Genomic DNA, 22,955 nt, shown 5'->3' on the forward strand with positions numbered 1-22,955 from the left:
ATCCGATCCGAGGAGGAGAGATGTCCGACGACCAGACGTCCGAGAGGGCGCGCGCCATCCGCCGCTTCCGCTGGCTCGGGCTGTACCTGCCGCTCGCGGTGTTCGGCGCGATCGCCGTCGTGCAGCTGGCCCTGCTGCCGCTCATGCCCGATCCCGCCGCGACGCACTGGGGCTTGTCGGGCGGCCCGGACGGCTTCGCGCCGGCGTGGATCCATCCGCTCATGACGGTGTTCATCGGTGCCGGGATCAGCGCCCTGATCGCGGGGATCGCCCTGGCCGAGATCGGCAGGCCGGGAAGGCGGGTCGCATACCGTCTCATGGCGGCGGTGATCTGGTGGGAGGTCGGCATGCTCGGCGTCTCCTTCCTCGGCACCGTGCTCGTCCAGGTCGGTCTCGACGACGCCCAGGACGCGCCGTCCGCGACGGGCATGCTGATCGCGGGTCTCCTCGTCGGCATCGCGCTCGGCGTCGCCGCCTGGAAGCTCTCGATCGAGCCTCCCGTCGAGGACGACGAGAGCCACGTCCCCGCTCCTGTCGCGCTGTCGTCCTCCGAGCAGGCCGTGTGGCTGAAGACCGTCACGATGGCACGATCCGGCCGGCTCGTGCTCGGCGCCGCCGTCGTCCTGGTCCTCGTCCTCGCCGCGGTGACGGCGAGCCTCGACCTCGCGACCTCCGGTCGTCTCTCCGGAGGCACGTGGATCGTGATCGGATCCTTCGTCCTCGTCGCGGTCCTCGTCCTCCTCGGCGTCGTCTTCCGCGTCCGTGTCGACGACTCGGGCCTCACCGTGCGCGCGCCGATCGGATGGCCGCGCATCCACGTCCCGCGTGAGGAGATCCGGACCGCCGAGGTCGTCTCCGTGAACCCCATGGGCGAGTACGGCGGATGGGGATGGCGCTACGCGGCCGGCAACGGCTGGGGCGTCGTGATGCGCGCCGGCGAGGCGTTGCGCGTCACGCGAACGAACGGCAGGGTCTTCACCGTCACGGTCGAGGACGCCGAGACGGGCGCCGCGCTGCTGGGCGGCCTCACGCAGAGGAGGGAGAGCGCATGACCGTCCCCGCCTCGGCCGTCCCGTCGCCTGACCCGCAGGGGATCGTGACCCCGCAGAGCCCGAAGAGGTCGTTGCCCGCGCCGCCGCTCGAGCGCGTGCCGTGGGCCGCCGTGGCGGTGTTCGTCATCGTGTCGTTCGCGGCCGCGTGGCTCGTCGTGCTGCCGCTGTGGCTCGCCGACGGTCTCGCGAACCCGCTCGCGACGCTGATCCTCCCGGCGATGATGCTCACGCCCATGCTCGCCGTGCTCGTCGTGACGTTCGTTCTGAAGACGCCCGCGCGCGGCGAGCGCCTGCGGTCGCTGGGCATCTGGCCGCTGCGGCCGTTCGCGCGGACGATCTGGCTCACCGTCGCAGCGATGTACCTGCCCCTCGTCGTCATCGCCGCGACGACCTTCCTCGCCGGCGCCCTGGGCTTCGCACAGCTCGACCTCACGATGGCGGGCTTCGACGCGTTGAACCGACAGCAGGCCGCGGCGTCGGGCATCGATGCCGCGTTGCTGCCGCCGGCGCAGGTCGTCTTCGCCCTGCAGATCCTCCTGCTCCCCGTCGGGGTGCTCACGGGCAACGCGCTCCTCGCTCTCGGCGAGGAGGTCGGCTGGCGCGGATGGCTGCTGCCGTCGCTGCGGCCGCTCGGGGTGTGGCCGTCGCTGCTCGTGTCGGGAGCGATCTGGGGGCTGTGGCACGCCCCGATCATCCTGCTCGGCTACAACTTCGGGCGCGCCGACGTCGTGGGCGTGCTGCTGATGGTCGCGGGCTGCGTGGCCTGGGGCGTGCTGTTCGGATGGCTCCGGCTGCGCACGGGATCGGTGTGGCCCGCCGTCATCGGGCACGCCTCGCTCAACGGACTCGGACAGTTCATCGTCTTCTTCCTGCCGCTCGGGGCGTCCCCGGACGCGGCGCTCGCCGGCCCCCTGGGCGTCGCGTCCTGGATCGTCCTCGCCGTGGTCGTGGCCGTGCTCGCCGCGTGCGGCCAGTTCCGGCGCCGCGTGCTGTCCTGAGAGCCGCTCCCGCCCGCGGATCGCGCGCCGAGCCGGAGCCGGTCGCCCACCCGGGGTTGGCGTGCGCGGCGCGCGTACGACAGGCTGAGGGCATGGCCGAGTCGAATCCGGATACCTGGGCGGCCGTCGACCGCTACCTCGCCGACACGCTCGTCGGGCACGATCCCGCGCTCGAGGCGACGCTCGCCGCGCAGAGCAGGGCGAACCTCCAACCCATCGAGGTCGCCCCCGTGGCGGGCAAGCTGCTGCACCTGCTCGTGCGGATCGCGTGCGCCCGGCGCGTCCTCGAGATCGGCACGCTCGCGGGATACTCGGCGATCTGGATGGCCCGCGCGCTGCCCGAGGGAGGCGCGCTCGTCACGATCGAGGCGGAGCCCGCGAACGCCGCCGTCGCGCGCGCGAACCTCGACGCCGCCGGCGTCGGGGACGCCGTCGACATCCGCCTCGGGCGGGCGGCGGACGTCCTGCCCTCCCTCGAGGGGGGCGAGCCGTTCGACCTGATCTTCATCGACGCCGACAAGGAGTCGAACACGGTCTACCTCGACTGGGCGGCGAGGCTCGGACGACGGGGATCGGTCGTCGTCGTCGACAACGTCGGGCGCAGCGGCGAGGTCGCGAACGCGCGATCGGAGGACGAGCAGATCCTCGGCGTCCGGGCGGGGCTGGAGGCCCTGCGCGACGATCCGCGCTTCGACGCGACGGCGCTGCAGACCGTCGGCGTGAAGGGCTGGGACGGCTTCGCGCTCGCCGTCCTCGTGTGAGGCGGCGTCGACATCCCCTCCGTCCGGAATAGACTGGCGAGCGGATCGACGACGCTCCCCGCATCACCCACCGACAAGGAGTACTTCCGTGGCACTGATTGAGGCTGTAGGCGCTCGCGAGATTCTCGACTCGCGAGGCAACCCGACCGTCGAGGTGGAGGTGCTGCTGGACGACGGGATCGTGCAGCGCGCGGCCGTCCCCTCCGGCGCGTCGACCGGCGCCTTCGAGGCATACGAGCTGCGTGACGGCGACAAGGGCCGGTACGGCGGAAAGGGCGTGCAGAAGGCCGTCGACGCCGTCATCGACGAGCTCGGCCCCGCCATCGAGGGCATCGACGCGAGCGAGCAGCGCATCATCGACCAGGCGCTCATCGAGGTCGACGGCACGGAGAACAAGAAGCGCGTGGGCGCGAACGCCATCCTCGGCGTGAGCCTCGCGGTCGCCAAGGCCGCCGCCGACAGCGCCGACCTGCCGCTGTTCCGCTACATCGGCGGCCCGAACGCGCACGTGCTCCCCGTCCCGGCGCTCAACGTGATCAACGGCGGCGCGCACGCCGACACGGGCGTCGACATCCAGGAGTTCTTCCTCGTGCCGCTCGGCGCCGAGAGCTTCGGCGAGTCGCTGCGCTGGGGCACGGAGACGTACCACGTGCTCAAGAGCGAGCTGAAGGCGGGCGGCTACGCCACGGGCCTGGGCGACGAGGGCGGCTTCGCGCCCGACCTCCCCAGCAACCGCGGAGCCCTCGACTTCCTCATCGGCGCGATCGAGAAGGCCGGCTTCACGCCGGGCAAGGACATCGCTGTCGGGCTCGACGTCGCGTCGACGGAGTTCTTCTCGAACGGCGTCTACCGCTTCGAGGGCAAGGACCTCACGAGCGAGGAGTTCACCTCGTACTACGAGGAGCTGCTCGCGAACTACCCGCTCGTCACGATCGAGGACCCCCTCGCCGAGGACGACTGGGAGGGGTGGAAGGCGCTCACCGAGCGCATCGGATCCCGCGTGCAGCTCGTGGGCGACGACCTCTTCGTCACCAACCCGCAGCGTCTCGCGGACGGCATCGCCAAGGGCGTCGCGAACTCGCTGCTCGTGAAGGTCAACCAGATCGGCACCCTCACCGAGACGCTCGACGCCGTCGCCCTCGCGCAGCGCTCGGGCTACACGGCGATGCTCTCGCACCGTTCGGGGGAGACCGAGGACACGACGATCGCCGACCTCGCCGTCGCGACGAACGCGGGACAGATCAAGTCCGGCGCGCCCGCGCGCAGCGACCGTGTGGCCAAGTACAATCAGCTTCTGCGCATCGAGGAGGAGCTGGGCGACGGCGCGACGTTCGCCGGCCGCGGCGCCTTCCCGCGCTTCACGGCCTAGCGGGCACAACAGCCCCGCGTGACGGAGGGGGGAGTCGTGGCGAAGAGACCGACGGCTCCCCCCTCCGCCGTCCGTGGCCGGCGGAGCTCCGACGGCGGAGGGCGCCGGGAAGACGTCCCCCGCGTCGACGTGCGCGACTGGCTCGGCGGCATCCGCCTGTCGGGCTTCACCGTCATCGTCCTGTGCCTCGTGGTGCTGGGGGCCTTCGTGCTCGTTCCGACCGCGAGCACCTACCTCGACCAGCGCCAGCGCATCGCCGCCCTGCAGGACGCGGTGCAGCTCGGTCAGGAGGAGGTGGCCGCTCTCGAGCGCGAGCGCACACGGTGGCAGGATCCCGCCTACATCGCCACGCAGGCGCGCGAGCGCCTCTACTACGTGAAGCCGGGCGAGGTCGTCTACCTCGTCGACAACGACCTCGAGGAGACGGAGCTGCCGCGCGAACCGGAGCCCGTGAGCTCGGAGGTCGAGGAGGCGGAGAGCGACTGGATGGGGCAGCTGCTGCGGTCGGTCGTGGCGTCCGGTCTCGCCGAGACGGCCGTGCCCGAGCAGGTGCCGGACGGCGACGGCGTCTTCCAGCCCGACTCCAGCACCGACCAGTAGCCTGGCGGGGTGACGACTCCGCCCTTCGAGCCCGTGCGCCCCGCCGACCTGGACGTCGTCTCGGGTCAGCTGCAGCGTGAGGCCCGCGGCGTCGTGGGCATCGCGGCACGCTGCGCATGCGGCAATCCGACGGTCGTCGCCACGTCGCCCCGGCTTCCGGACGGGACGCCCTTCCCGACGTTCTACTACCTGACGCATCCCGCCGCCACGGCGGAGATGTCGCGGCTCGAGGCGAACCAGCTGATGCCGGAGCTCACGGCTCTCCTCCACGACGAGGACGTCCGCGCGCGGTACGCCCGGGCGCACGAGGCGTATCTCGCCGACCGCGCGGGGTTCGGCGATGTGCCGGAGATCGCCGGCGTCTCGGCCGGCGGCATGCCGACGCGCGTGAAGTGCCTGCACGCGCTCGCGGGGCATGCGCTCGCGGCCGGTCCCGGCGTGAACCCCCTCGGGGACCTCGCGCTGGCGCGTTCGGCGTGGTCGCCCGAGCGCTGCGCCTGCGTCTCCCCCGGGGCCGCCGCGTGAGGCGGCCGATCGCGCTGCTCCTCGTCTCGCTCGTCGCTCTCACCGGCGCGGCGGCTCCGTCGTCCGCGTTCGCGAGCGCGGACGACGAACCACTGTCGGGGAGGCCCGCGGCCGCCGGCCTCGACGCCGATGAGGTGCCGCAGGACGACCTCGAGTCGCCCACGCCCACGCCCACGGTGACCCCGTCCGAGACCCCGGAGCCCGAGGATCCCGTCCGCACGGCCGAGTACTGGCTCGACGAGTACGGCGTCACCGACGCCTGGGAGACGACGCGCGGCGCGGGGACGACGATCGCCGTCATCGACACCGGCATCGTGAAGGGGCCGGAGGAGTTCGAGGGAGCGGTCGCGGGCGGCACTGACGTGTCGGGCGTCGGCGGCGAGGACGGCCGCACCCCCGTGGGCGTGCAGGACCAGAACCACGGGTCCTACGTGGCCTCCCTCGCGGCGGCGCGCGGGACGGGGGAGGACACCGGGATGATCGGCGTCGCGCCCGAGGCGCAGCTCCTGTCGATCTCCATCGGCTTCGGTTCCTCGGCCGCCGTGCCGTTCGACGAGCAGGTGGCCGATGCGATGGTGTGGGCGGTCGACAACGGCGCGGACGTCATCAACCTGTCGTTCACGACGAACACGCTCGACTGGGACGAGAGCTGGGACGACGCCTTCCTGTACGCCTTCGAGCACGAGGTCGTCGTGGTGGTCGCGGCCGGCAACCGGGCCAGCGGCACGACGGTCGTCGGCGCGCCGGCGACGATCCCCGGCGTGCTCGCCGTGGCGGGCGTCGACACGAACGGCGTCGCGAGCGTCGGCGCGTCGACGCAGGGCATCACGATCGGCGTGTCCGCCCCCAGCGAGCAGCTCCTGGGGATCTCGGCGAGCGGCGATGTCGTCGAGTGGAACGGGACGAGCGGGGCGGCGCCCATCGTCGCGGGCATCGCGGCGCTCGTCCGGTCCGCCCACCCCGAGCTCGACGCGGCGAACGTCATCAACCGGATCATCCGGAGCGCGCACCGGCCGGCCGGCGTCGACGACGTCCCCGACGCGCTGTACGGCTACGGCCTCGTCGACGCCGCCGGCGCGGTCGAGGACGACGCGCCGTCCGTCACCTCGAACCCCCTGGGGAGCCTGGAGGACTGGATCGCGCTGCATCGGCGCGCGGCGGCCGGCCCGGAGCCCACGCCCACGGCGGGAGCCGTCGAGATCCCGGCCATCCCGCCCGCCGATGCGCCCGGCGAGGCGAGCTCTCCCTATCTTCCGTCGGCCGATAGCATGCGAGAGGTGACGCTGCCGCTCTTCGCGCTGTCCGCCGCTGGTATCCTGGTGGTGCTCGGCGTCGTTTCTGCGGTCAGGCGCGTTCGTTCGACGCGCGCGCAGCGATAGCCAGCAAACCAACTCAAGGAGTCTGTTTCACGTGCCCAAGATTCTCATCGTCGGTGGTGGATACGCGGGGTTCTACACCGCATGGAAGCTGGAGAAGCACCTTCGTCAGGGTGAGGCCGAGGTCGTCGTCGTCGACCCGCTTCCCTACATGACGTATCTGCCGTTCCTCCCCGAGGTCGCAGCCGGCTCGATCGAGCCGCGTCACGCCGTCGTCTCGCACCGGCGCCACCTCAAGCGCACCAAGCTCATCACCGCGAAGGTCACGAAGATCGACCACGCGAACAAGACGGCGACGATCTCGCCCGAGGGCGGGGACGCGTGGGAGCTCGCGTACGACCACATCGTCGTCACCGCCGGCTCCGTGTCGCGCACGTTCCCCATCCCGGGCATCGCCGACAACGCCATCGGCCTCAAGTCGATCGAGGAGGCCGTCGCGGTCCGCGACACGCTGATCGGCAACTTCGAGAAGGCCGCGGCCCTCCCCAAAGACCACCCGCTGCGCGCCCGTCTGCTGACGACGGTCGTCGTCGGCGGCGGATTCGCGGGCATCGAGACGTTCGCCGAGCTGCGCTCGCTCGCGAACGCCCTCCTGGAGAAGTTCCCCGAGATCTCGTTCGACGAGACCCGGTTCCACCTCATCGAGGCGATGGGCCGCATCATGCCCGAGGTCTCGCTCGAGACCTCGGAATGGGTGCTCAAGGACCTCGCCAAGCGCGGCGCGCATGTGCACCTCGAGTCGCAGGTCACGTCGGCGGTCGGCGGCGACGTCGAGGTGTCCACGGGCGAGACCTACTCGTCCGACCTCATCATCTGGACCGCGGGCGTCATGGCCAACCCCGTCGTCGTGAACGGCGGGGATCTGCCGAAGGAGGGTCGCGGCCGCATCAGCACGCAGGCCGACCTGCGCGTCGTCGACGCCGAGGGCAACGTTGTGGAGGGCGCCTGGGCGGCCGGCGACGTGGCTGCGGTTCCCGACCTCACGGGCGGCGGCGTGGGCGGCATGTGCGTCCCGAACGCACAGCACGCCGTGCGTCAGGCCAAGCGCCTCGCGAAGAACCTCGTCGCCGTCCTCCGCGGCGAGCAGCCCGTCGACTACGTCCACAAGAACCTGGGCGCCGTCGCCGGTCTCGGCCTGTACAACGGCGCCTTCCAGTCGGGCAGGATCGCGCTCAAGGGCTTCGTCGCCTGGGTCGCGCACCGCGGCTACCACGGTCTCGCGATGCCCTCGTGGGAGCGCAAGTGGCGCGTCGTGTGGGGCTGGGTCCACAACTTCTTCCTGGGCCGCGACACCGTGCAGCTCGCCACGACCCAGGCGCCGCGCGTGTTCTTCGAGACCTACGCCTCGCGCCCGAAGCCGAAGGCCGAGGAGCCCGCTCCCGAGGCCGCCGCACCGGTGATCGAGAAGGACGCGGCGGTCAAGTAGCCGGTCGTCGTGAGAGAGGGGCCGTCACCGTGATCGGTGACGGCCCCTCTCATGCCGTAGCGTCGTTCTCGCACGCCCCCATAGCCCAACGGCAGAGGCAGGCGACTTAAAATCGCTTCAGTCTGGGTTCGAGTCCCAGTGGGGGCACCCGAACGTCGTTGCTCAAACCAGCGACATTCCCGGTTCGATCCGGCGCAGCAATCCCCGATGTGCCGAGCCATCGACGCACGTGCGGGCCGGCCCCCGACCGCGTCGCGGGCCAGCTCACGCAACTCCCGTCGTGAGAACCGCAGAACCGTCCCTGATGACCTCGACTTTCACACAGTCGTGCGCCACCGCGTAGGGCTCCTCAGCCGGCGATGCGCTGGGACAGTTCCACGAGCCGGTTGGAGAATCCCCACTCGTTGTCGTACCAGGCGAAGACCTTGACCTGATCGCCGACGACCTGTGTGAGGGGCGCATCGAAGATCGCCGAATGCGGGTTGCCAACGATGTCGGCGGAAACGAGCGGCGCTTCCGAGTAGGCGAGATAGGGCGACAGCTCAGGGGTAGCGGCCGCGGTGCGGAAGGCGGCGTTGACCTCTTCGACGCTGGCCGGTCGGGAAAGCCTCGCGGTGAGGTCGGTGATCGACCCGACCGGAACGGGCACGCGCAAAGAGACGGCATCGAGCCTGCCGTCGAGCTCGGGGATGATCCGCCCGATGGTGCGGGCCGCGCCCGAGGACGTCGGAATCGTGGACAGCGCGGCCGCGCGTGCGCGGCGCAAGTCGCTGTGCGGGGCGTCGTGAAGTCGCTGGTCGCTGGTGTAAGCGTGGATCGTCGTCATGAGCCCGGACTCGATACCGAACGCGTCGTGCAGCACCTTGACCATCGGGGCGAGGCAGTTGGTGGTGCACGACCCGTTCGAGAACACCTCGCCCGACAGGTCGATCGCATCGTCGTTGACCCCGAGGACCAGCGCGGGCACGTCGCGGTCGGCGGGGGCAGAGATGATGACCTTCCGTGCTCCCGCGGTCAAGTGCTGGCGGGCGCTGGCGGTGCCGGTGAATCGGCCGGTGGACTCGATCACGACATCCACCCGCTCTTCGCCCCACGGGATGTGGGCCGGCTCGCGTTCCGCGGTGACGCGGATACGCGCCTCGCCGACGAGGATGGCGTCGTCGTCGACCTGTATCCCGTCCAGGTGCCCGGCGATCGAGTCCCATTCCAGGAGCGCGGCGAGGGTCGCGGCATCGGCGATGTCGTTGACCGCGACGACCTCGACATCCGCATCGCTGCGCAGGGCGGCGCGGAGGTAGCTGCGGCCGATGCGGCCGAAGCCGTTGATTCCGATCCGAACGGTCATGAGGGCGTCTCCTTCTGGGGTTGGTCAGCAGTCGGTGTCGACGGTGGTGTGAGCGGCGTCGAGCAGACTGACGGCTCCGCGGATCGCGGCGTCCATCGGGCTCTGCTCGCCCTTCGCGCGGGCGAGCACGTAGCCGCCCTGGATGATCGCGGCCAGTGTCCGGGCGAGGTCGGCCGGGACGATGCTCGCCGGCAGCTCCCCGCACGCGATCGCCTCGGCAATCGCCCGCTCCCAACGGCCCAGCATCGTCTCGAAGGCCCCCGCGACGATCGTGATGAGCTCGGCGTCCGCGACGACCTGCGGGTCCTGGGTCATCCGGCCCACCCGGCATCCCCGCGTCCCCGGTCGCGGCAATGTGAGGTAGCGCTTCATCCGCTCCAGCGGCGAGCCATCTCCGTCGAGCAGCGAGGACTCGTCCGTCAGGTCCCCGGTGACCGCCGACAGCGCCTCGACCGCGAGCTCGTGCTTGCCACTGAAGTGGTGGTACATGCTGCCCTGGCCGACCCCGGCGCGCGCCATCACGTCGCGTGGGCTCGTCGCGGCATAGCCGCGCTCCCACAGCAGCTCCGCCATCGCCCCTGTCAACTGATCCCGCGAGCTCATGCCACCAGTGTAACAACTAGTATGTACGAGAGGGAAGGAGCAAACATGCCGAGTCGACCGATACGTCGGCCCTCATGCGCTCGAGGACGAGGAGCAGTCCCCGTCGACCGCTCTCCTTGAGGGGCTGCGCGATGGAGACGAGCCCTGCCAGTTGAGCGATCTCGGTGTCGTCGGAGCCGATGACGGCGACGTCGTCGGGACGCGGAGCGGGTTCGGTCTCCCCGACGCTCTTCGGCACCTCGGGAGCTCTCGGCTCAGGGCACGGCCTCGGCGTGGCCACGACCGCCGGCATCACGAGGCGCCGGGCAGGAGGGTCGTGACCCTCCTGCCCGGCGCCCTCCGCGCGATCAGTCCTCTTCGAGCTTCAGCCCGACTCCGAGGGCGAAGAAGGTCGGCGCCCACTCGCCGACGAACAGGCCCCAGCGATCCGACTGCGGCTTCGAGTCGTTCTTCCCGCGAGACAGCAGCCAGGACAGGAGCGACAGGCCGACGGCGGCGAAGCCCGCGGCATAGGCGTGATTGCTCCGGACACCCCACTTGCTGAGAACGCTCAGCGGGTTCCATCCCGCTGCCTTCTCCAGGTCGCGCTTCGTGCTCATCGCATCTCCCCTTTCACCTCATGTGCGTCGAGTGGCTCTCAGCCTCGGGGAGGCGCGACGGGCGGGCAAGGGGTTGACTAACCGCGGCGACGCTGTCAGCTGAGCTCGGGGTCAGTTGAGCTCGGGCGTGTCCTGCGGGATCACGCCGCTGCCGTAGAGGTCGGTCGCGAGGTCGCGCAGCGCGCGGAGGGCGACGCGCTGGGTGAGCGGACCGTACGAGATCCGCGCGACGCCGAGCGCCTCGTACTCGGCCGCCGTGAGCGCGCCGGGGAGTCCGATGACGCTCACCTTGCGCTCGCCGATGCCGGCGACGAGCTTGGACACCGTGTCCCGATCGACGGCTCCGGGCACGAAGACGAGGCTCGCGCCCGCGTCGAGGAAGGCGCGGCCGCGAGCGATCGCATCGTCGATGCTCTCCGACAGCGCGCGGTCTCCGCCCCGGACGATCGCATCGGTGCGCGCGTTGAGCTGGAAGGCGACGCCCTCGGCCTCGGCGGCCCGGACGATCGACTCGACGGCGGCCACCGAATCGGAGAAGGGCGCGAGGCGGTCCTCGACGTTCGCGCCGACGACGCCGACGCCGATCGCACGGCGCACGGCGTCGCCGGGATCGCCGTATCCGGCGTCGAGGTCGGCCGTCACGGGCAGGTCGACGGCGTCCACGATGCGCGCGACCGCGTCGAGGTTGACCTCGAGGGGCAGCTCGCCGTCGGCGTATCCGTGGCTCGCGGCGATGGAGTGCCCGGCCGTCGCGATCGCCCGGGTTCCCGGCAGATCGGCCACCGTGCGGGCGCTGACGGCGTCCCACACGTTGACGACGCGGAGGATCTCGGGGGCTTCGTGGAGGGACTTGAGTCGTGCGGCCTTGTCCTGGATGCTCATGCCTCGACGTTACCGGCGCGCGGATCCGGACGTGCCGGATGCTCCGGAGTGTTTCCCGAGATGTCGAGGTGCGATCACCCGCGCCCGTCGCCCCGGCATCCATGCGCCGATCGGCGATCGGATGAGACGCCGTCGTCCAGCGGCGTGCGGCGGTCTCCGGCCGGCGCACATCGACGGCTGTCTAGGATGGTCCCAGACACCGAGGGGGTTCCGTTGTGGAATGGTTGATTCCCGTTCTCGTGGTGGTGGCGATCGCCGTCATCGCGGCCATCTATCTCTGGGCGACGTACAACTCGCTCGTCCAGCTCAATGTGCGCGTCGACGAGGCCTGGAGCGGCATCACCGTGCAGCTCAAGCGGAGAGCCGATCTCGTGCCGAACCTCATCGAGGCGGTGAAGGGATACGCCGCGCACGAGCGCGCCGTCTTCGAGAACGTCACCCGGGCGCGCGCCGAGACGCTCGGCGCCGCCGGACCGGTCGAGGCCGGCGTCGCGGAGAGGCACATCCAGCAGGCCCTGAAGAGTCTGTTCGCGGTCGCGGAGTCGTACCCTCAGCTCCAGGCGACCCAGAACTACCTGCAGCTGCAGCAGGATCTCGTCGACACGGAGGACAAGATCCAGGCGTCGCGCCGGTTCTACAACGGCGGCGTGCGCGAGCTGAACACGAAGATCAAGGTGTTCCCGAACAACCTGTTCGCGCGCAATCTCGGCTTCGCGGAGCGCGATTTCTTCGAGATCGACGGCGGTGCGGCGATCTCGGAGCCGCCGCGCGTGCAGTTCTGAGCACGACACGCGGCGGGCGTGCCCGTCAGTAGACGCTGAGCAGGAGCCCCTCACCGTCGGCGGAGATCGCGCCGTACACGGACCAGTCGTCCGTCCGGTAGGAGAACTCGCCCTCGGTGCCGTCCGAGAGCACGCCCCTCACGGTCGCGACGACCGACCCGCCCGTCGCATCGAACGTGCCCGCGTCGAGGTCGACCGCGACGTCCGGCATCGCATCCGCCCGGTAGACGACCTCCGTCGCCTCCGCGAGGTCGACCGGCCACGGGACGACCATCCCGCAACCGGGGTCCACGTCGTCTGCGGGCTCCAGACATCCCTCGAGATACGCCGTCAGCTGCGCCTCGGCGTCGGCCTGCGCCTGCTCCGTGAACGACGGATCGATCTCGACCGACGCGGCGGCGGCGTCGACGCCGGCGAGCACGAGCGCCTCGCCCTCGAGATACGTCGAGGGCCAGCCCGCGACCGTGTACGACCCGGGAAGCAGCGACAGGGTGGTCGTGCCGTCGTCCAGGGCGACGGGCTCGCCGTCGAGCCCGATCCACGTGCCCCGCGACGACGAGACGGCGACCTCGGTCAGGGGGGCCTCATCGAGCCGCCACCCGCCGGCGTCCGTCCGCGTGAGGTCGAAGGCGAGATCGTACGCCTCGCCGTCGAGGGTGACGGCGGCCCGGGCCCGCGCGGTGTCCTCCGTCGTCTCCACGCCGGTGAGCGAGGCTTCTCCCAGATGGGCGGACGCCCCCTCGAAGGCGCTCCACGTCTGCTCGGGGACGGCGTCGGTATCCGCGAGCACGGCACGGACGCCGTCCGCGTCGCCCGTGACGAGCGCATCGAGATACCTCTCCGCGACGTCCTCGGCCGTGGGCTCACGGCCGAAGAGCCAGAACCCGACCACGAGCGCGCCTGCCGCGATCACGCCGGCGCCGGCGAGCGCGATCATTGCCGGCTTCTTCACGGTCCCTCGCTTCCTGCCGCGATCCGCACGGCGGCCTTCGTCATCGCCACCCTAATGGGGAGCCCCTCCGAGAACACGGGGATGCGCATGGCGCGACGCGCCGAGGACGTGCGCGACGTCGTCGGCGGCGTCGCCCCATCGTGAGACGGAGATGGTCTCCAGTCCCTGCCAGGACGCCGCCTCGAGGAGGGCCCCGGCCGCGCGCTCCGCCACGTCTCCCGCGGCGGCGCCGCGCTCCCACCACGCGGACTGCACGAGCAGCGAGGACGCGGCGCGGTCGGCCTTCAGATCGAACCGGCCCACGATGCGCTCGCCGACGAGCAGGGGAAGGGAGTAATAGCCGAAACGGCGCTGCGCGGCCGGCGTGTAGATCTCGATGCGGTAGTCGAAGCCGAACATCCGCTCCGCCCGGTCCCGGAACCAGACGACGGGGTCGAAGGGCGTCAGCACGGTGGCGCGGTCGATGCGGCGGGGGAGGGCGGCGTCGCGATGCCGCCACGCGGGGATCGGCCTGCCGGCACGCTCCCAGCCGCGGACGGTCACGGGGACGATCTCGCCGTCGTCGACGAGATCCGCGACGGCGGCGAGCACCGCCCTGCGGTCGCGAAGGCGGTGGTAGTCGGCCAGGTCGGCGGCCGTGGCGACGCCGTATGCGCGCGCCGCCCGGCGTACGAGCTCGCGGACGGCCTCGTCGGCGCCGACCTCGCGTTCCCGGTGCTCGGCGGGGACCACCTGATCGGCGAGCGCGTACCTCCGCTCGAAGCCGCTCCGGCCGGCGATCGCCACCTCGCCGAACCGCCAGAGCAGCTCGAGGGCGCGCTTGACGTCGTCCCAGCCCCACCACGGACCCCGGCGGGCGGTCTCCGCGTCGCGCTCGATCTCGGCGGGACGGAGCGGGCCTCGGGAGGCGAGCTCGGACCGCACCCACGCGACGGTGCCGGCGTTCGCGGCGAACCACGAGCCCGCGCCGCCGTGCCTCGCCCGCATGGCATCCATCCGGAAGCGCCAGAGCGGCCAGTCGGAGAGCGGGAGGAACGTCGCCTCGTGTGCGAGGTACTCGACGTACTCCGGCGTGCTCCTCCGGGTGCGCGGGCGCAGCACGAGACGGTCCAGCCGATCGCGTTCGTACGCGCCCAGGCGGGAGAAGAGCGGGAGATAGTGCGAGCGCGAGAACACGTTGACCGAGTCGATCTGCAGCACGCCCATCCGCGCGAGCTCGCCGCGCAGATGCCGGGGGCCGGGGGCGGCGGGCCTCGGGCGGGCGAATCCCTGGGCCGCGAGGGCGACGCGCCGGGCCTCGGAAGCGGAGAGCACATCCTTCACGTCCCTCACGCTACCGGCGGCCTCCGACACGGCGCCGCGGCGAACGCGGACGCGAAGGGGAACATGTCGGGGATTATGATGACGAGGATGAGCGACGCCACGCCCCGAAACGGTCGCAGAGGCCTCTTCCGCAAGCGCGCTCCGGCGTCGGCCCCCGCGACGCCCGCCTCGCCGGAGCCGCCCGCGTCGTCGGCGGACGTGCCCCCCGCGCTGCGCATCGCCGCCGCCTACGGCTGGCGGCTTCTCGTCCTCGCGGGCGTCGCCGGCGTGGTCGTCTGGCTCGTCATCGAGTTCAAGCTGCTCGTCATCCCGATCTTCGTCGCGACGCTGCTCTCGGCGCTCGTCTACCCCCTCGTCTCGTGGATGCTCCGGCACCGGGTGCCGCGGATCGTCGCGGTCATCCTGAGCGTCCTCGGCACGATCGCCATCGTGGTCGGCCTCGTCTGGCTCGTCGTCTGGCAGGTCTCGCAGCAGGCGGGCGGCGTGCGGGCGCGGATGGGCGAGTCGGTCCAGACGCTGCGCTCCTTCCTCATCGACTCGGGCGTGGTCACCGCGCAGCAGCTCGACGACCTCTTCTCCGGCGCCTTCCAGCTCGTGCAGGAGCAGGCCGACCTGCTGCTCAACGGAGCGCTCGCGGTCGGATCCACCGTCGGGCATCTCGCGGCCGGCATCCTGCTGTCGCTCTTCGTCCTCCTGTGCTTCCTCTACGACGGCGCCACCATCTGGCGGTGGACGCTGCGGCTCTTCCCGCGCGCGGCGCGACCGGCCGTGGACGCCGCGGCGAAGAACGGCTGGGCGACGCTCATCAACTACGCGCGCACGCAGATCATGGTGGCGACGATCGACGCCGTCGGCATCGGCCTCGGCGCCTTCCTGCTCGGCGTGCCCCTGGCCATACCGATCGCCGTCCTCGTGTTCCTCGGCGCCTTCGTGCCGTTCGTCGGCGCGATCGTCACGGGCGCGATCGCCGTCGTGATCGCCCTCGTGTACAACGGCCTCTGGTTCGGCATCGCCATGCTCGCGGTCGTGCTGCTCGTCCAACAGGTCGAGAGCCACATCCTGCAGCCGCTGCTGATGGGCTCCGCTGTCAAGGTCCATCCCGTCGCCGTGGTGCTCGTCGTCGCGGGCGGCTCGATGGTCGGCGGCATCGCGGGCGCCCTGTTCGCCGTGCCCGTCGCGGCGTTCCTCAACGTCGTGGCGGTGACCCTCAGCTCCGGGTCGTGGCGCACGGGCGACGACGTCCGCGGCGATCTCATCTGGAGCACCGTGCCGAGGACCCTCGGACGCGGAGACGAGCAGAACGACAGGAAGGCCGGCAGATGACGCGGACGGACGCGGACGCACGGCGGGCCCCCGGAACGTCCGGCGAGCACGCGCCCATCCCGTCGCTCGCCGAGTTCGAGGCGGCCGCGCGGAGTCTCGAGAGCGTCATCGAGCACACCCCCACGGAGTACTCTCAGCACCTCAGCGAGGTGCTCGGCGCCACCGTGCACCTCAAGCTCGAGAACCTGCAGCGCACGGGCTCGTTCAAGGTGCGCGGGGCGACGTACCGGCTCTCTCGCCTCACGGACGACGAGCGGCGTCGCGGCGTCGTGGCGGCCTCGGCCGGCAACCATGCGCAGGGGGTCGCCCTCGCGGCTCAGCAGCTCGGCATCCCCGCCACGATCTACATGCCCTTCGGAGTGCCCGTGCCGAAGCTCCTCGCCACGAAGGGATACGGCGCCGAGATCGTGCTGGACGGCGCCACGGTGGACGTCGGGCTGCGCCGCGCGGCCGAGCACGCCGAGCGCACGGGCGCGATCCTCATCCATCCGTTCGACCACCGCGACATCATCGTCGGGCAGGGAACGCTCGGGCTCGAGATCGTGGACGACGTCGCCGACGTCGAGACCATCGTGACCGGCATCGGCGGCGGCGGGCTCATCGCCGGCGTCGCGGCCGCGGCCAAGGCGAAGGCGGCCGCCGAGGGGCGCGTCCTGCGCATCATCGGCGTGCAGGCCGAGAACGCCGCGCCCGTGCCGCTGTCCCTCGAGGCGGGGGAGCCCGTCACGGTCACCACGGCTCCCACGATCGCCGACGGGATCCTCGTCGCACGGCCGGGGGACATCCCCTTCGCGATCATCCGCGACCTCGTCGACGAGGTCGTCACGGTCTCGGACGACGACATCGCGCGGGCGCTCCTGGTCCTCCTCGAGCGCGCGAAGGTGGTCGTCGAGCCCGCGGGCGCCGTGGGCGTCGCCGCGATCCTCGCGGGCAAGGTGAGGGCGCAGGGGACGACCGTCGCCGTCCTCTCCGGCGGCAACATCGATCCCCTCCTGCTGCAGCGCGTCGTGTCGCACGGCCTGGCGGCATCCGGGCGATACATGACCATCCGCATCCCGTTGCCGGACCGTCCCGGGCAGCTCGCCCGCGTGTCCGAGCTCCTGGCGGAGGCGGGCGCGAACGTGATCGAGGTGATGCACACCCGCCACGGGCAGGGCATGCAGATCAGCGAGGTCATCCTGCAGGTCTCGGTCGAGACGCGCGGCGAGGAGCACCGCCAGCTCACCCTGCAGGTCCTGCGCGACGCGGGCTTCCGGCCCGAGATCATCCTCGACTGAGCGCAGACGCGACGAGGGCGGCCGCCGTCCGGCAGCCGCCCTCGTCCGCGTCCCGGGCGGTCAGCCCGTGAAGGTCTCGACCTTGACGACCTCGACCGGGACATCCTTGCCGGTGGGAGCCTGATAGCTCGTCCTGTCGCCCTCGCGGAGGCCGATGATGGCCGCGCCCAGCGGGCTCCTCTCGCTGTACACGTCGAGGTCGGTGCCGCCGGCGATCTCGCGGCTGCCGAGCAGGAAGCGCTCCTCGTCGCCGAAGACGAGCGCCGTCACGACCGTGCCCGGTTCGACGACGCCGTTCGACTCGGGGGCCACGCCGACCTTCGCGTCCTTCAGCAGCGCCTGCAGCTGCCGGATGCGGGCCTCCTGCTTGCCCTGCTCGTCCTTCGCGGCGTGGTAGCCGCCGTTCTCCTTGAGGTCGCCCTCCTCGCGGGCCGCCTCGATGCGCTTGGCGATCTCCTCGCGGCCCGTGGTGGAGAGGGTCTCGAGCTCGGCTGCGAGCCGGTCGTAGGCTTCCTGCGTCAGGAACGGGACCTGGGTGTCATCGGACACGGTCTTTCTCCTTCGTGGATGCGCGGCCGGTGCGGCCGACAGATGTGACGACGCCCCGGCGTGCTGCCGGGGCGTCGGGTGGACTTGACCGATGAGCTTACGGAACCCAGCAGGACTTCACAATTCCGGTGGTCGCCTCGGCCACGGTCGCGACCGACTCCGTGTACACCGTCGTGACGGTCTCGGAGACCGGATACTCCACGATCCGCCAGCCGACCACGCCGAACTCCACGTCGAGCGCCTCGAGCGCGCACGCGATGGGACGGTCGACGGTCGACGTCACCTGGAACGACACGCTCACCTCGTGGTCGCCCAGGACGGTGAACCCGCGGTCGTCGAAGTCGACCGTGCCGGCGGCCTCCGTCGCCGTCGACCAGGAGAACCAGCCGACGACCGCCGCCGCGAGGAGTCCGCCGACGACCCAGGCCGTGCGCCTGACCCGTCGGGGTGTGCGCCCGTAGCGCTCGTCGAGTCGCTCCTGGATCGTCACGTCGTCGTCCTCTCAGATACTGCGAACTAGGCTGGAGGTTCCAGGCTAATCGCCTTTCCCGGCGCTCCGCGCGAGCGCCGCGTCGACCATGAGGAGTCCTCGATGTCCGCACTCGCCGTGCTCGCCGCTGTCACGCCCAGTCCGCGGCCGACGGTCGATCCGGACCTCGTCACGCCCGGGCCGCTGGGCTTCACCGCCATCGCGCTCGTGGCGGTGGCGGTCTTCCTGCTCGTCTTCGACATGCTGCGCCGTGTGCGCCTCACGCGCTATCGGGCGGAGGCGAACGCCGCGATCGACGCCGAGGAGGCGGAGCGCGCCGAACGCGACGCGCAGGAGCGGAGCGGAACGGCGGAAGACGCCGGTGGCCGAGCCGAGGACCCTACGCCGGAGCGTTGAAGGCGGGGCTCAGCGCGATGAGGAGCGACCCCGTCCAGTGGCAGAGGAACGCCAGCACGGTGCACACGTGGAAGATCTCGTGGAAGCCGAATCGGCCGGGCCACGGGTTGGGCTTCTTGAGCGCATAGACGACGGCGCCCGCCGAGTACAGCAGGCCGCCGACGATCACGAGGACCGTCATGGCGGGGTCCGCGCGGAACAGGTCGCCCATGTACATGACGGCGACCCAGCCCAGCGCGAGGTACAGCGCGACGTAGAGCCAGCGCGGCGCACCGATCCAGAAGACGCGGAAGAGGATGCCGAGGAGGGCGCACGTCCACACGAGCGACAGGAGCAGCACGCCCTTCTCCGGGGGGAGCGCGAGGACCGCGATGGGCGTGTACGTCCCGGCGATGAGCAGCAGGATGTTCGCGTGGTCGATGCGCTTCAGGATGAGCCTCGTCCGCGGCTTCCAGTCGAACCGGTGGTAGAGCGCGGAGTTCCCGAAGAGCAGCAGCGACGAGGCCATGAAGACGGCGGACGCCCACTTCGCGGGCGCGCCCTGGGCGAGGGCGATGAGCACGATGCCCGCGACGATCGCGACCGGGAACGTGCCGGCGTGGATCCAGCCGCGCCACGTCGGCTTGACCTCGACCTGCGCGTCGGCCCTCGCCGCATCCATGAGGGGGAGCTGAGGCACTCCATCCGGCGTCTGGGCGGGCGCAGGATCGGCTGGCGTCATCACCTCAGCGTACGCTTCGCGCCCGCCTCCAGCACCACGCAGGGTCGGCGGAGTACGCTCTGAGGGTGATCAGCGAGCGGTCGGCGGCGGGGCGTGGTCCCCTCTACCGGCTCTACATCTCACGGCTGCGTCGTCAGATCGACCCGGCGAAGGTTCCCCACCACGTCGCGATGATGATCGACGGGAACCGCCGGTGGGCACGTCAGCTCGGCTTCGAGACCCCGGTGCACGGGCACCGGGCGGGAGCGGCCAAGATGCGCGAGTTCCTGGAGTGGTGCGACACCATCGGCGTGAAGGTCGTGTCGCTGTATCTGCTGTCGCACGACAACCTCAGCAAGCGCGACAGCCGGGAGCTGCAGGACCTCATCGAGATCATCGCCGGCCTCGCCGGTCAGCTCTCCCGGCGCCGGGACTGGCGGGTCCAGCACGTCGGACGCCTCGACGGGCTGCCCGGCTTCCTCGTCTCCGCGCTGCGCGACGCCGGCGAGCGGACGCGCGAGAACGGCGGCCTGCACGTGAACCTGGCCGTGGGCTACGGCGGACGTCACGAGATCGTCGACGCGGTGCGCAGCATCATCCGCGAGCACGGGCAGACGGGAGGAACGCTCGAGGACCTCGCGGCGCAGCTCACGCCCCAGCAGATCGCGGAGCACCTCTACACGGGCGGTCAGAAGGACCCCGACCTCGTCATCCGCACGAGCGGCGAGCAGCGGCTGAGTGACTTCCTGCTCTGGCAGAGCGCGCACAGCGAGTTCTACTTCGTCGAGGCGCTCGGCCCGGATCTGCGCGAGGTCGACTTCCTGCGCGCCATCCGCGACTTCGGCTCCCGCGATCGACGGTTCGGCCGCTGACAGCCGAGGGTCGCCGCGCCTCTGCGAGAATGGGGGCGTGACCACTCTCGACGACTTCACGGCCTCGTTCGCCGTCGAACCGGGCTATCTCGACTGGGCCGCGTTCGGGCCGCTGTCGCCCGTCGTCCGAGCGGAGGCGAGGGCCGACCTGGAGCTCCTCGGCTCCGGCCGGGAGAGCGGCATCGGGCTCGTCGCGGGGCGGGTGCGCGAGGCGCGCTCGCTGCTCGGGAGGGTCTTCGACGTCGAGCCCTCCGAGGTCGTGCTGCAGCCCACCGCGACCCACGGCCTGGCGCAGGCGATCTACGGCGTCGTCGGCGGCGTCGTCGCATCGGCCGCGGAGTTCCCCGGCATCCCCGTCACGGTCACGAGGGCCGCCGCGGCCCTCGGACGCATCGTCCCGCAGTGGATCGCTCCCGAGCACCGGTTCGTGACGCCCGAGGCGGTCGCCGAGACGATCGACGAGACGACGAGCGCGGTCGCCGTCAGCCTCGTGGACTTCCGCACCGGGTACCGTGCCGACCTCGCGGGGATCCGCGAGGCGATCGGCGACGATCGGCTGCTCATCGTCGACGCGACGCAGGCGGTCGGCGTGATCGCCGAGGACTACTCGCGCGCGGATGTCGTCGTGGGCCACGCCTACAAGTGGCTGCGGGCCGGACGCGGCACCGGATTCGCCTGGTACGGCAACCGCGCGCGCATCGCGCTGGATCCCGTGCTCTCCGGCATCACGGGCGCCGACACCGACGACCTCCCCTTCGACGTGGTCCCGCCGCCCGCGCCCGCCGCCCGCGCTTTCACCGTGTCGCGTCCCGACCCGCTCGCAGCGGCGCGTCTGGCGTCCGCCCTCGGCGAGGTCGTCTCGGTCGGCGTCGGCGAGATCGAGAGGGCCGTCGCCGAGCGCGCGTCCCGGGTCATCGAGATCGCCGACGCCCACGGGATCGACGTGCTCACCCCGCACGATCCCGAGCGTCGCGCGGGGATCGTCGCCCTCGCCCCCGACGCGCCCAACGTCGGCGTCCTGGGCGCCGCGCTCGCCAACGCGGGCGTCGCGGCCACCACGCGCTCCGACCTCGTCCGCATCTCCGCGCACGCCGGCACCGACGACGAGACGTTGCGGATGCTCGACGAGGCGTGCGCGACCTTCGTCCAGATGCGCGTGCGCTGACGCGCTCCCAGCGGAAGTTAACCGGCTCGTCATCCGCCGCCCGTGTGTCGTGTCACGTCCGGGGGTCGTGCCGACGTACTTTCGGATCACCGGGTAAGGCGCCCGGTCGGGTCGGCCGTCAGGACTGCGACTCGTGGCCCCAGGTCGACTCGTGGATACCGGGCGAGATGCCCGGGGTCGGGAGTGTGACGTGGCTACCACCACAGGCGCGAGCGCCAGCACCGTCAGGAACGCCGGACGCCGATCGACGGCGCACGAGGCGCAGGAGCTGCGGACGTATGTGCTCGATACCTCCGTGCTGCTCAGCGATCCGCGGGCGCTGTTCCGTTTCGCCGAGCACGGCGTCGTGATCCCGGTCGTGGTGATCACGGAGCTCGAGGGCAAGCGCAACGACCCGGAGATCGGGTACTTCGCGCGCGCTGCGCTCCGTCATCTCGACGAGCTGCGCATCGAGCACGGGCGTCTCGACTTCCCGGTGCCCGTGGGCACCGGCGGCACGCTGCGCGTCGAGCTCAACAACACCGATCCCGGCGTGCTGCCCAGCGGCATCCGCCTCGCCGACAACGACAGCCGCATCCTCGCCGTCGCCGCGCACCTCGCGCAGGACGGTCAGGCCGTGACGGTCGTCTCGAAGGACCTGCCCATGCGCGTGAAGGCGGCCTCCCTCGGCATCCCGGCCGAGGAGTACCTCGCCGAGCAGGCGGTCGACTCCGGATGGACCGGCATCGCGACGCTCCAGGTGTCGGGCGACGACATGGCCGACCTGTACGAGAGCGAGGTCGCCGTGCACGAGGACGCGCGTGGGCTCCCGATCAACACGGGGCTCGTCATCCAGTCCGAGCGCGGCTCCGCTCTCGGACGCGTGACGGGCGACGGCGAGCTGAGGCTCGTCCGCGGCGACCGCGACGTCTTCGGCCTGCACGGCCGTTCGGCCGAGCAGCGCATCGCGATCGACCTCCTGCTCGACCCGAGCGTCGGCATCGTCTCGCTCGGCGGACGCGCGGGGACCGGGAAGTCGGCGCTCGCGCTGTGCGCGGGCCTCGAGTCGGTGCTCGAGCGCCAGCAGCAGAAGAGGATCATCGTCTTCCGCCCGCTGTTCGCGGTCGGCGGGCAGGAGCTCGGCTACCTCCCGGGCGACCAGTCGGAGAAGATGAACCCGTGGGGGCAGGCGGTCTACGACACGCTCGGATCCGTCGTCTCGCAGAACGTCCTCGACGAGGTCGTGGAGCGCGGGATGCTGGAGGTGCTGCCGCTCACGCATATCCGCGGTCGGTCGCTCCACGATGCGTTCGTGATCGTCGACGAGGCGCAGTCGCTCGAGCGCAACGTGCTGCTCACGGTTCTCAGCCGCATGGGGCAGAACTCCCGCGTCGTGCTCACCCACGACGTCGGGCAGCGCGACAACCTCCGGGTCGGGCGGCACGACGGCGTCGCGAGCGTCATCGAGTCGCTCAAGGACCACGACCTGTTCGGGCACGTGACCCTCACGCGCAGCGAGCGCTCGGCGATCGCGGCGCTCGTCACGGACCTGCTGGAGGTCGGCGAGCTCTCCTGACCTCGCGTCGAACACTATGAACGCAATCGAGACGG

At 71.4% G+C, this 22,955-nt stretch carries 24 protein-coding genes and 1 tRNA gene; 16 read left to right on the plus strand and 9 right to left on the minus strand.

Annotation, left to right across the window (positions count from 1 at the left end):
* Positions 1-20: 20 nt before the first annotated feature.
* The 9 genes from N8K70_RS06720 to N8K70_RS06760 all read left to right on the plus strand — a co-directional run bounded on the left by N8K70_RS06720 (position 21) and on the right by N8K70_RS06760 (position 8,254).
* Complete coding sequence (locus tag N8K70_RS06720; RefSeq protein WP_317140827.1) at positions 21-1,052, plus strand: DUF1648 domain-containing protein; 1,032 nt, start codon at positions 21-23, stop codon at positions 1,050-1,052.
* Complete coding sequence (locus N8K70_RS06725) at positions 1,049-2,050, plus strand: CPBP family intramembrane glutamic endopeptidase (protein WP_317140828.1); 1,002 nt, start codon at positions 1,049-1,051, stop codon at positions 2,048-2,050. The genes N8K70_RS06720 and N8K70_RS06725 overlap by 4 nt, the downstream gene beginning before the upstream one ends.
* A 92-nt stretch (positions 2,051-2,142) precedes the next feature.
* Positions 2,143-2,811 carry an O-methyltransferase gene (locus N8K70_RS06730; RefSeq protein WP_317140829.1) on the plus strand — a complete coding sequence of 223 codons (669 nt, stop codon included), beginning with the start codon at positions 2,143-2,145 and terminating at the stop codon, positions 2,809-2,811.
* An 88-nt stretch (positions 2,812-2,899) separates the two neighbouring features.
* On the plus strand, positions 2,900-4,180 hold the full coding sequence (gene eno / locus N8K70_RS06735) for a phosphopyruvate hydratase (protein WP_317140830.1): 1,281 nt from the start codon (positions 2,900-2,902) through the stop codon (positions 4,178-4,180).
* 36 nt (positions 4,181-4,216) lie between these two features.
* A complete protein-coding gene (locus N8K70_RS06740) occupies positions 4,217-4,780 on the plus strand; it encodes an FtsB family cell division protein (protein WP_317140831.1) in 564 nt (187 codons plus the stop codon).
* Between the two features lie 9 nt (positions 4,781-4,789).
* Positions 4,790-5,305: a DUF501 domain-containing protein gene (locus N8K70_RS06745; protein ID WP_317140832.1), complete on the plus strand. Its 516-nt coding sequence runs from the start codon at positions 4,790-4,792 to the stop codon at positions 5,303-5,305.
* A complete protein-coding gene (locus tag N8K70_RS06750) occupies positions 5,302-6,684 on the plus strand; it encodes a S8 family serine peptidase (RefSeq protein WP_317140833.1) in 1,383 nt (460 codons plus the stop codon). Before N8K70_RS06745 ends, N8K70_RS06750 begins: the two co-directional genes overlap by 4 nt.
* A gap of 31 nt (positions 6,685-6,715) precedes the next feature.
* Positions 6,716-8,107, plus strand: a complete 1,392-nt coding sequence (locus N8K70_RS06755) for an NAD(P)/FAD-dependent oxidoreductase (protein WP_317140834.1) — start codon at positions 6,716-6,718, stop codon at positions 8,105-8,107.
* A gap of 74 nt (positions 8,108-8,181) precedes the next feature.
* A tRNA-Leu gene (locus N8K70_RS06760) sits at positions 8,182-8,254 on the plus strand.
* A gap of 202 nt (positions 8,255-8,456) precedes the next feature.
* Here N8K70_RS06760 and gap read toward each other — a convergent pair.
* The 4 genes from gap to N8K70_RS06780 form a co-directional block, all read right to left on the minus strand.
* Positions 8,457-9,452: a type I glyceraldehyde-3-phosphate dehydrogenase gene (gap, locus tag N8K70_RS06765; protein WP_317140835.1), complete on the minus strand. Its 996-nt coding sequence runs from the start codon at positions 9,450-9,452 to the stop codon at positions 8,457-8,459.
* Positions 9,453-9,476: 24 nt separating this feature from the next.
* Complete coding sequence (locus N8K70_RS06770; RefSeq protein WP_317140836.1) at positions 9,477-10,055, minus strand: TetR/AcrR family transcriptional regulator; 579 nt, start codon at positions 10,053-10,055, stop codon at positions 9,477-9,479.
* 347 nt (positions 10,056-10,402) lie between these two features.
* A complete protein-coding gene (locus tag N8K70_RS06775) occupies positions 10,403-10,654 on the minus strand; it encodes a hypothetical protein (RefSeq protein ID WP_317140837.1) in 252 nt (83 codons plus the stop codon).
* A 111-nt stretch (positions 10,655-10,765) separates the two neighbouring features.
* Positions 10,766-11,536 carry an isocitrate lyase/PEP mutase family protein gene (locus N8K70_RS06780; RefSeq protein ID WP_317140838.1) on the minus strand — a complete coding sequence of 257 codons (771 nt, stop codon included), beginning with the start codon at positions 11,534-11,536 and terminating at the stop codon, positions 10,766-10,768.
* A gap of 215 nt (positions 11,537-11,751) precedes the next feature.
* Here N8K70_RS06780 and N8K70_RS06785 point away from each other — a divergent pair, with 215 nt between their 5' ends.
* On the plus strand, positions 11,752-12,318 hold the full coding sequence (locus N8K70_RS06785; RefSeq protein WP_317140839.1) for a LemA family protein: 567 nt from the start codon (positions 11,752-11,754) through the stop codon (positions 12,316-12,318).
* A gap of 25 nt (positions 12,319-12,343) precedes the next feature.
* On the opposite strand, the gene N8K70_RS06790 is transcribed toward N8K70_RS06785, so the two are convergent.
* Both N8K70_RS06790 and N8K70_RS06795 read right to left on the minus strand, forming a co-directional pair.
* Positions 12,344-13,270, minus strand: coding sequence for a hypothetical protein (locus tag N8K70_RS06790; protein WP_317140840.1), 927 nt, complete (start codon positions 13,268-13,270; stop codon positions 12,344-12,346).
* A gap of 51 nt (positions 13,271-13,321) precedes the next feature.
* Positions 13,322-14,593, minus strand: a complete 1,272-nt coding sequence (locus N8K70_RS06795) for a winged helix-turn-helix domain-containing protein (protein WP_317140841.1) — start codon at positions 14,591-14,593, stop codon at positions 13,322-13,324.
* A gap of 87 nt (positions 14,594-14,680) precedes the next feature.
* On the opposite strand from N8K70_RS06795, the gene N8K70_RS06800 reads away from it, so the two are divergent.
* Both N8K70_RS06800 and ilvA read left to right on the plus strand, forming a co-directional pair.
* On the plus strand, positions 14,681-15,916 hold the full coding sequence (locus tag N8K70_RS06800) for an AI-2E family transporter (RefSeq protein WP_317140842.1): 1,236 nt from the start codon (positions 14,681-14,683) through the stop codon (positions 15,914-15,916).
* Positions 15,913-17,193: a threonine ammonia-lyase gene (gene ilvA / locus N8K70_RS06805; protein ID WP_317140843.1), complete on the plus strand. Its 1,281-nt coding sequence runs from the start codon at positions 15,913-15,915 to the stop codon at positions 17,191-17,193. The genes N8K70_RS06800 and ilvA overlap by 4 nt, the downstream gene beginning before the upstream one ends.
* A 60-nt stretch (positions 17,194-17,253) precedes the next feature.
* Here ilvA and greA read toward each other — a convergent pair whose 3' ends face one another.
* Both greA and N8K70_RS06815 read right to left on the minus strand, forming a co-directional pair.
* Positions 17,254-17,742: a transcription elongation factor GreA gene (gene greA, locus N8K70_RS06810; protein ID WP_317140844.1), complete on the minus strand. Its 489-nt coding sequence runs from the start codon at positions 17,740-17,742 to the stop codon at positions 17,254-17,256.
* Between the two features lie 97 nt (positions 17,743-17,839).
* A complete protein-coding gene (locus N8K70_RS06815; RefSeq protein WP_317140845.1) occupies positions 17,840-18,232 on the minus strand; it encodes a DUF4307 domain-containing protein in 393 nt (130 codons plus the stop codon).
* Positions 18,233-18,334: 102 nt separating this feature from the next.
* Here N8K70_RS06815 and N8K70_RS06820 point away from each other — a divergent pair, with 102 nt between their 5' ends.
* Positions 18,335-18,628, plus strand: a complete 294-nt coding sequence (locus N8K70_RS06820) for a hypothetical protein (RefSeq protein WP_317140846.1) — start codon at positions 18,335-18,337, stop codon at positions 18,626-18,628.
* On the opposite strand, the gene trhA is transcribed toward N8K70_RS06820, so the two are convergent.
* On the minus strand, positions 18,612-19,349 hold the full coding sequence (gene trhA / locus N8K70_RS06825; RefSeq protein WP_317140847.1) for a PAQR family membrane homeostasis protein TrhA: 738 nt from the start codon (positions 19,347-19,349) through the stop codon (positions 18,612-18,614). The two genes, N8K70_RS06820 and trhA, sit on opposite strands and share 17 nt — an antisense overlap.
* A 65-nt stretch (positions 19,350-19,414) precedes the next feature.
* On the opposite strand from trhA, the gene N8K70_RS06830 reads away from it, so the two are divergent.
* From N8K70_RS06830 to N8K70_RS06840, 3 genes are all read left to right on the plus strand, one after another.
* Positions 19,415-20,200: an isoprenyl transferase gene (locus N8K70_RS06830; protein ID WP_317140848.1), complete on the plus strand. Its 786-nt coding sequence runs from the start codon at positions 19,415-19,417 to the stop codon at positions 20,198-20,200.
* Between the two features lie 37 nt (positions 20,201-20,237).
* Positions 20,238-21,365, plus strand: coding sequence for an aminotransferase class V-fold PLP-dependent enzyme (locus tag N8K70_RS06835; RefSeq protein WP_317140849.1), 1,128 nt, complete (start codon positions 20,238-20,240; stop codon positions 21,363-21,365).
* Between the two features lie 268 nt (positions 21,366-21,633).
* Positions 21,634-22,920, plus strand: a complete 1,287-nt coding sequence (locus tag N8K70_RS06840) for a PhoH family protein (protein WP_317141187.1) — start codon at positions 21,634-21,636, stop codon at positions 22,918-22,920.
* Positions 22,921-22,955 lie beyond the last annotated feature (35 nt).

Source organism: Microbacterium sp. AB, assembly GCF_032878875.1.
GTDB lineage: Bacteria > Actinomycetota > Actinomycetes > Actinomycetales > Microbacteriaceae > Microbacterium > Microbacterium betulae.

What these genes read in the sequence shown, in the direction of transcription:
- N8K70_RS06720 (WP_317140827.1), top strand. Translation starts at nt 21, where the DNA reads ATGTCCGACGACCAGACGTCCGAGAGGGCGCGCGCCATCCGCCGCTTC.
- N8K70_RS06725 (WP_317140828.1), top strand. Translation starts at nt 1,049, where the DNA reads ATGACCGTCCCCGCCTCGGCCGTCCCGTCGCCTGACCCGCAGGGGATC.
- N8K70_RS06730 (WP_317140829.1), top strand. Translation starts at nt 2,143, where the DNA reads ATGGCCGAGTCGAATCCGGATACCTGGGCGGCCGTCGACCGCTACCTC.
- gap (WP_317140835.1), bottom strand. Translation starts at nt 9,452, where the DNA reads ATGACCGTTCGGATCGGAATCAACGGCTTCGGCCGCATCGGCCGCAGC.
- N8K70_RS06770 (WP_317140836.1), bottom strand. Translation starts at nt 10,055, where the DNA reads ATGAGCTCGCGGGATCAGTTGACAGGGGCGATGGCGGAGCTGCTGTGG.
- N8K70_RS06775 (WP_317140837.1), bottom strand. Translation starts at nt 10,654, where the DNA reads ATGAGCACGAAGCGCGACCTGGAGAAGGCAGCGGGATGGAACCCGCTG.
- N8K70_RS06780 (WP_317140838.1), bottom strand. Translation starts at nt 11,536, where the DNA reads ATGAGCATCCAGGACAAGGCCGCACGACTCAAGTCCCTCCACGAAGCC.
- N8K70_RS06800 (WP_317140842.1), top strand. Translation starts at nt 14,681, where the DNA reads ATGAGCGACGCCACGCCCCGAAACGGTCGCAGAGGCCTCTTCCGCAAG.
- ilvA (WP_317140843.1), top strand. Translation starts at nt 15,913, where the DNA reads ATGACGCGGACGGACGCGGACGCACGGCGGGCCCCCGGAACGTCCGGC.
- N8K70_RS06820 (WP_317140846.1), top strand. Translation starts at nt 18,335, where the DNA reads ATGTCCGCACTCGCCGTGCTCGCCGCTGTCACGCCCAGTCCGCGGCCG.
- trhA (WP_317140847.1), bottom strand. Translation starts at nt 19,349, where the DNA reads ATGACGCCAGCCGATCCTGCGCCCGCCCAGACGCCGGATGGAGTGCCT.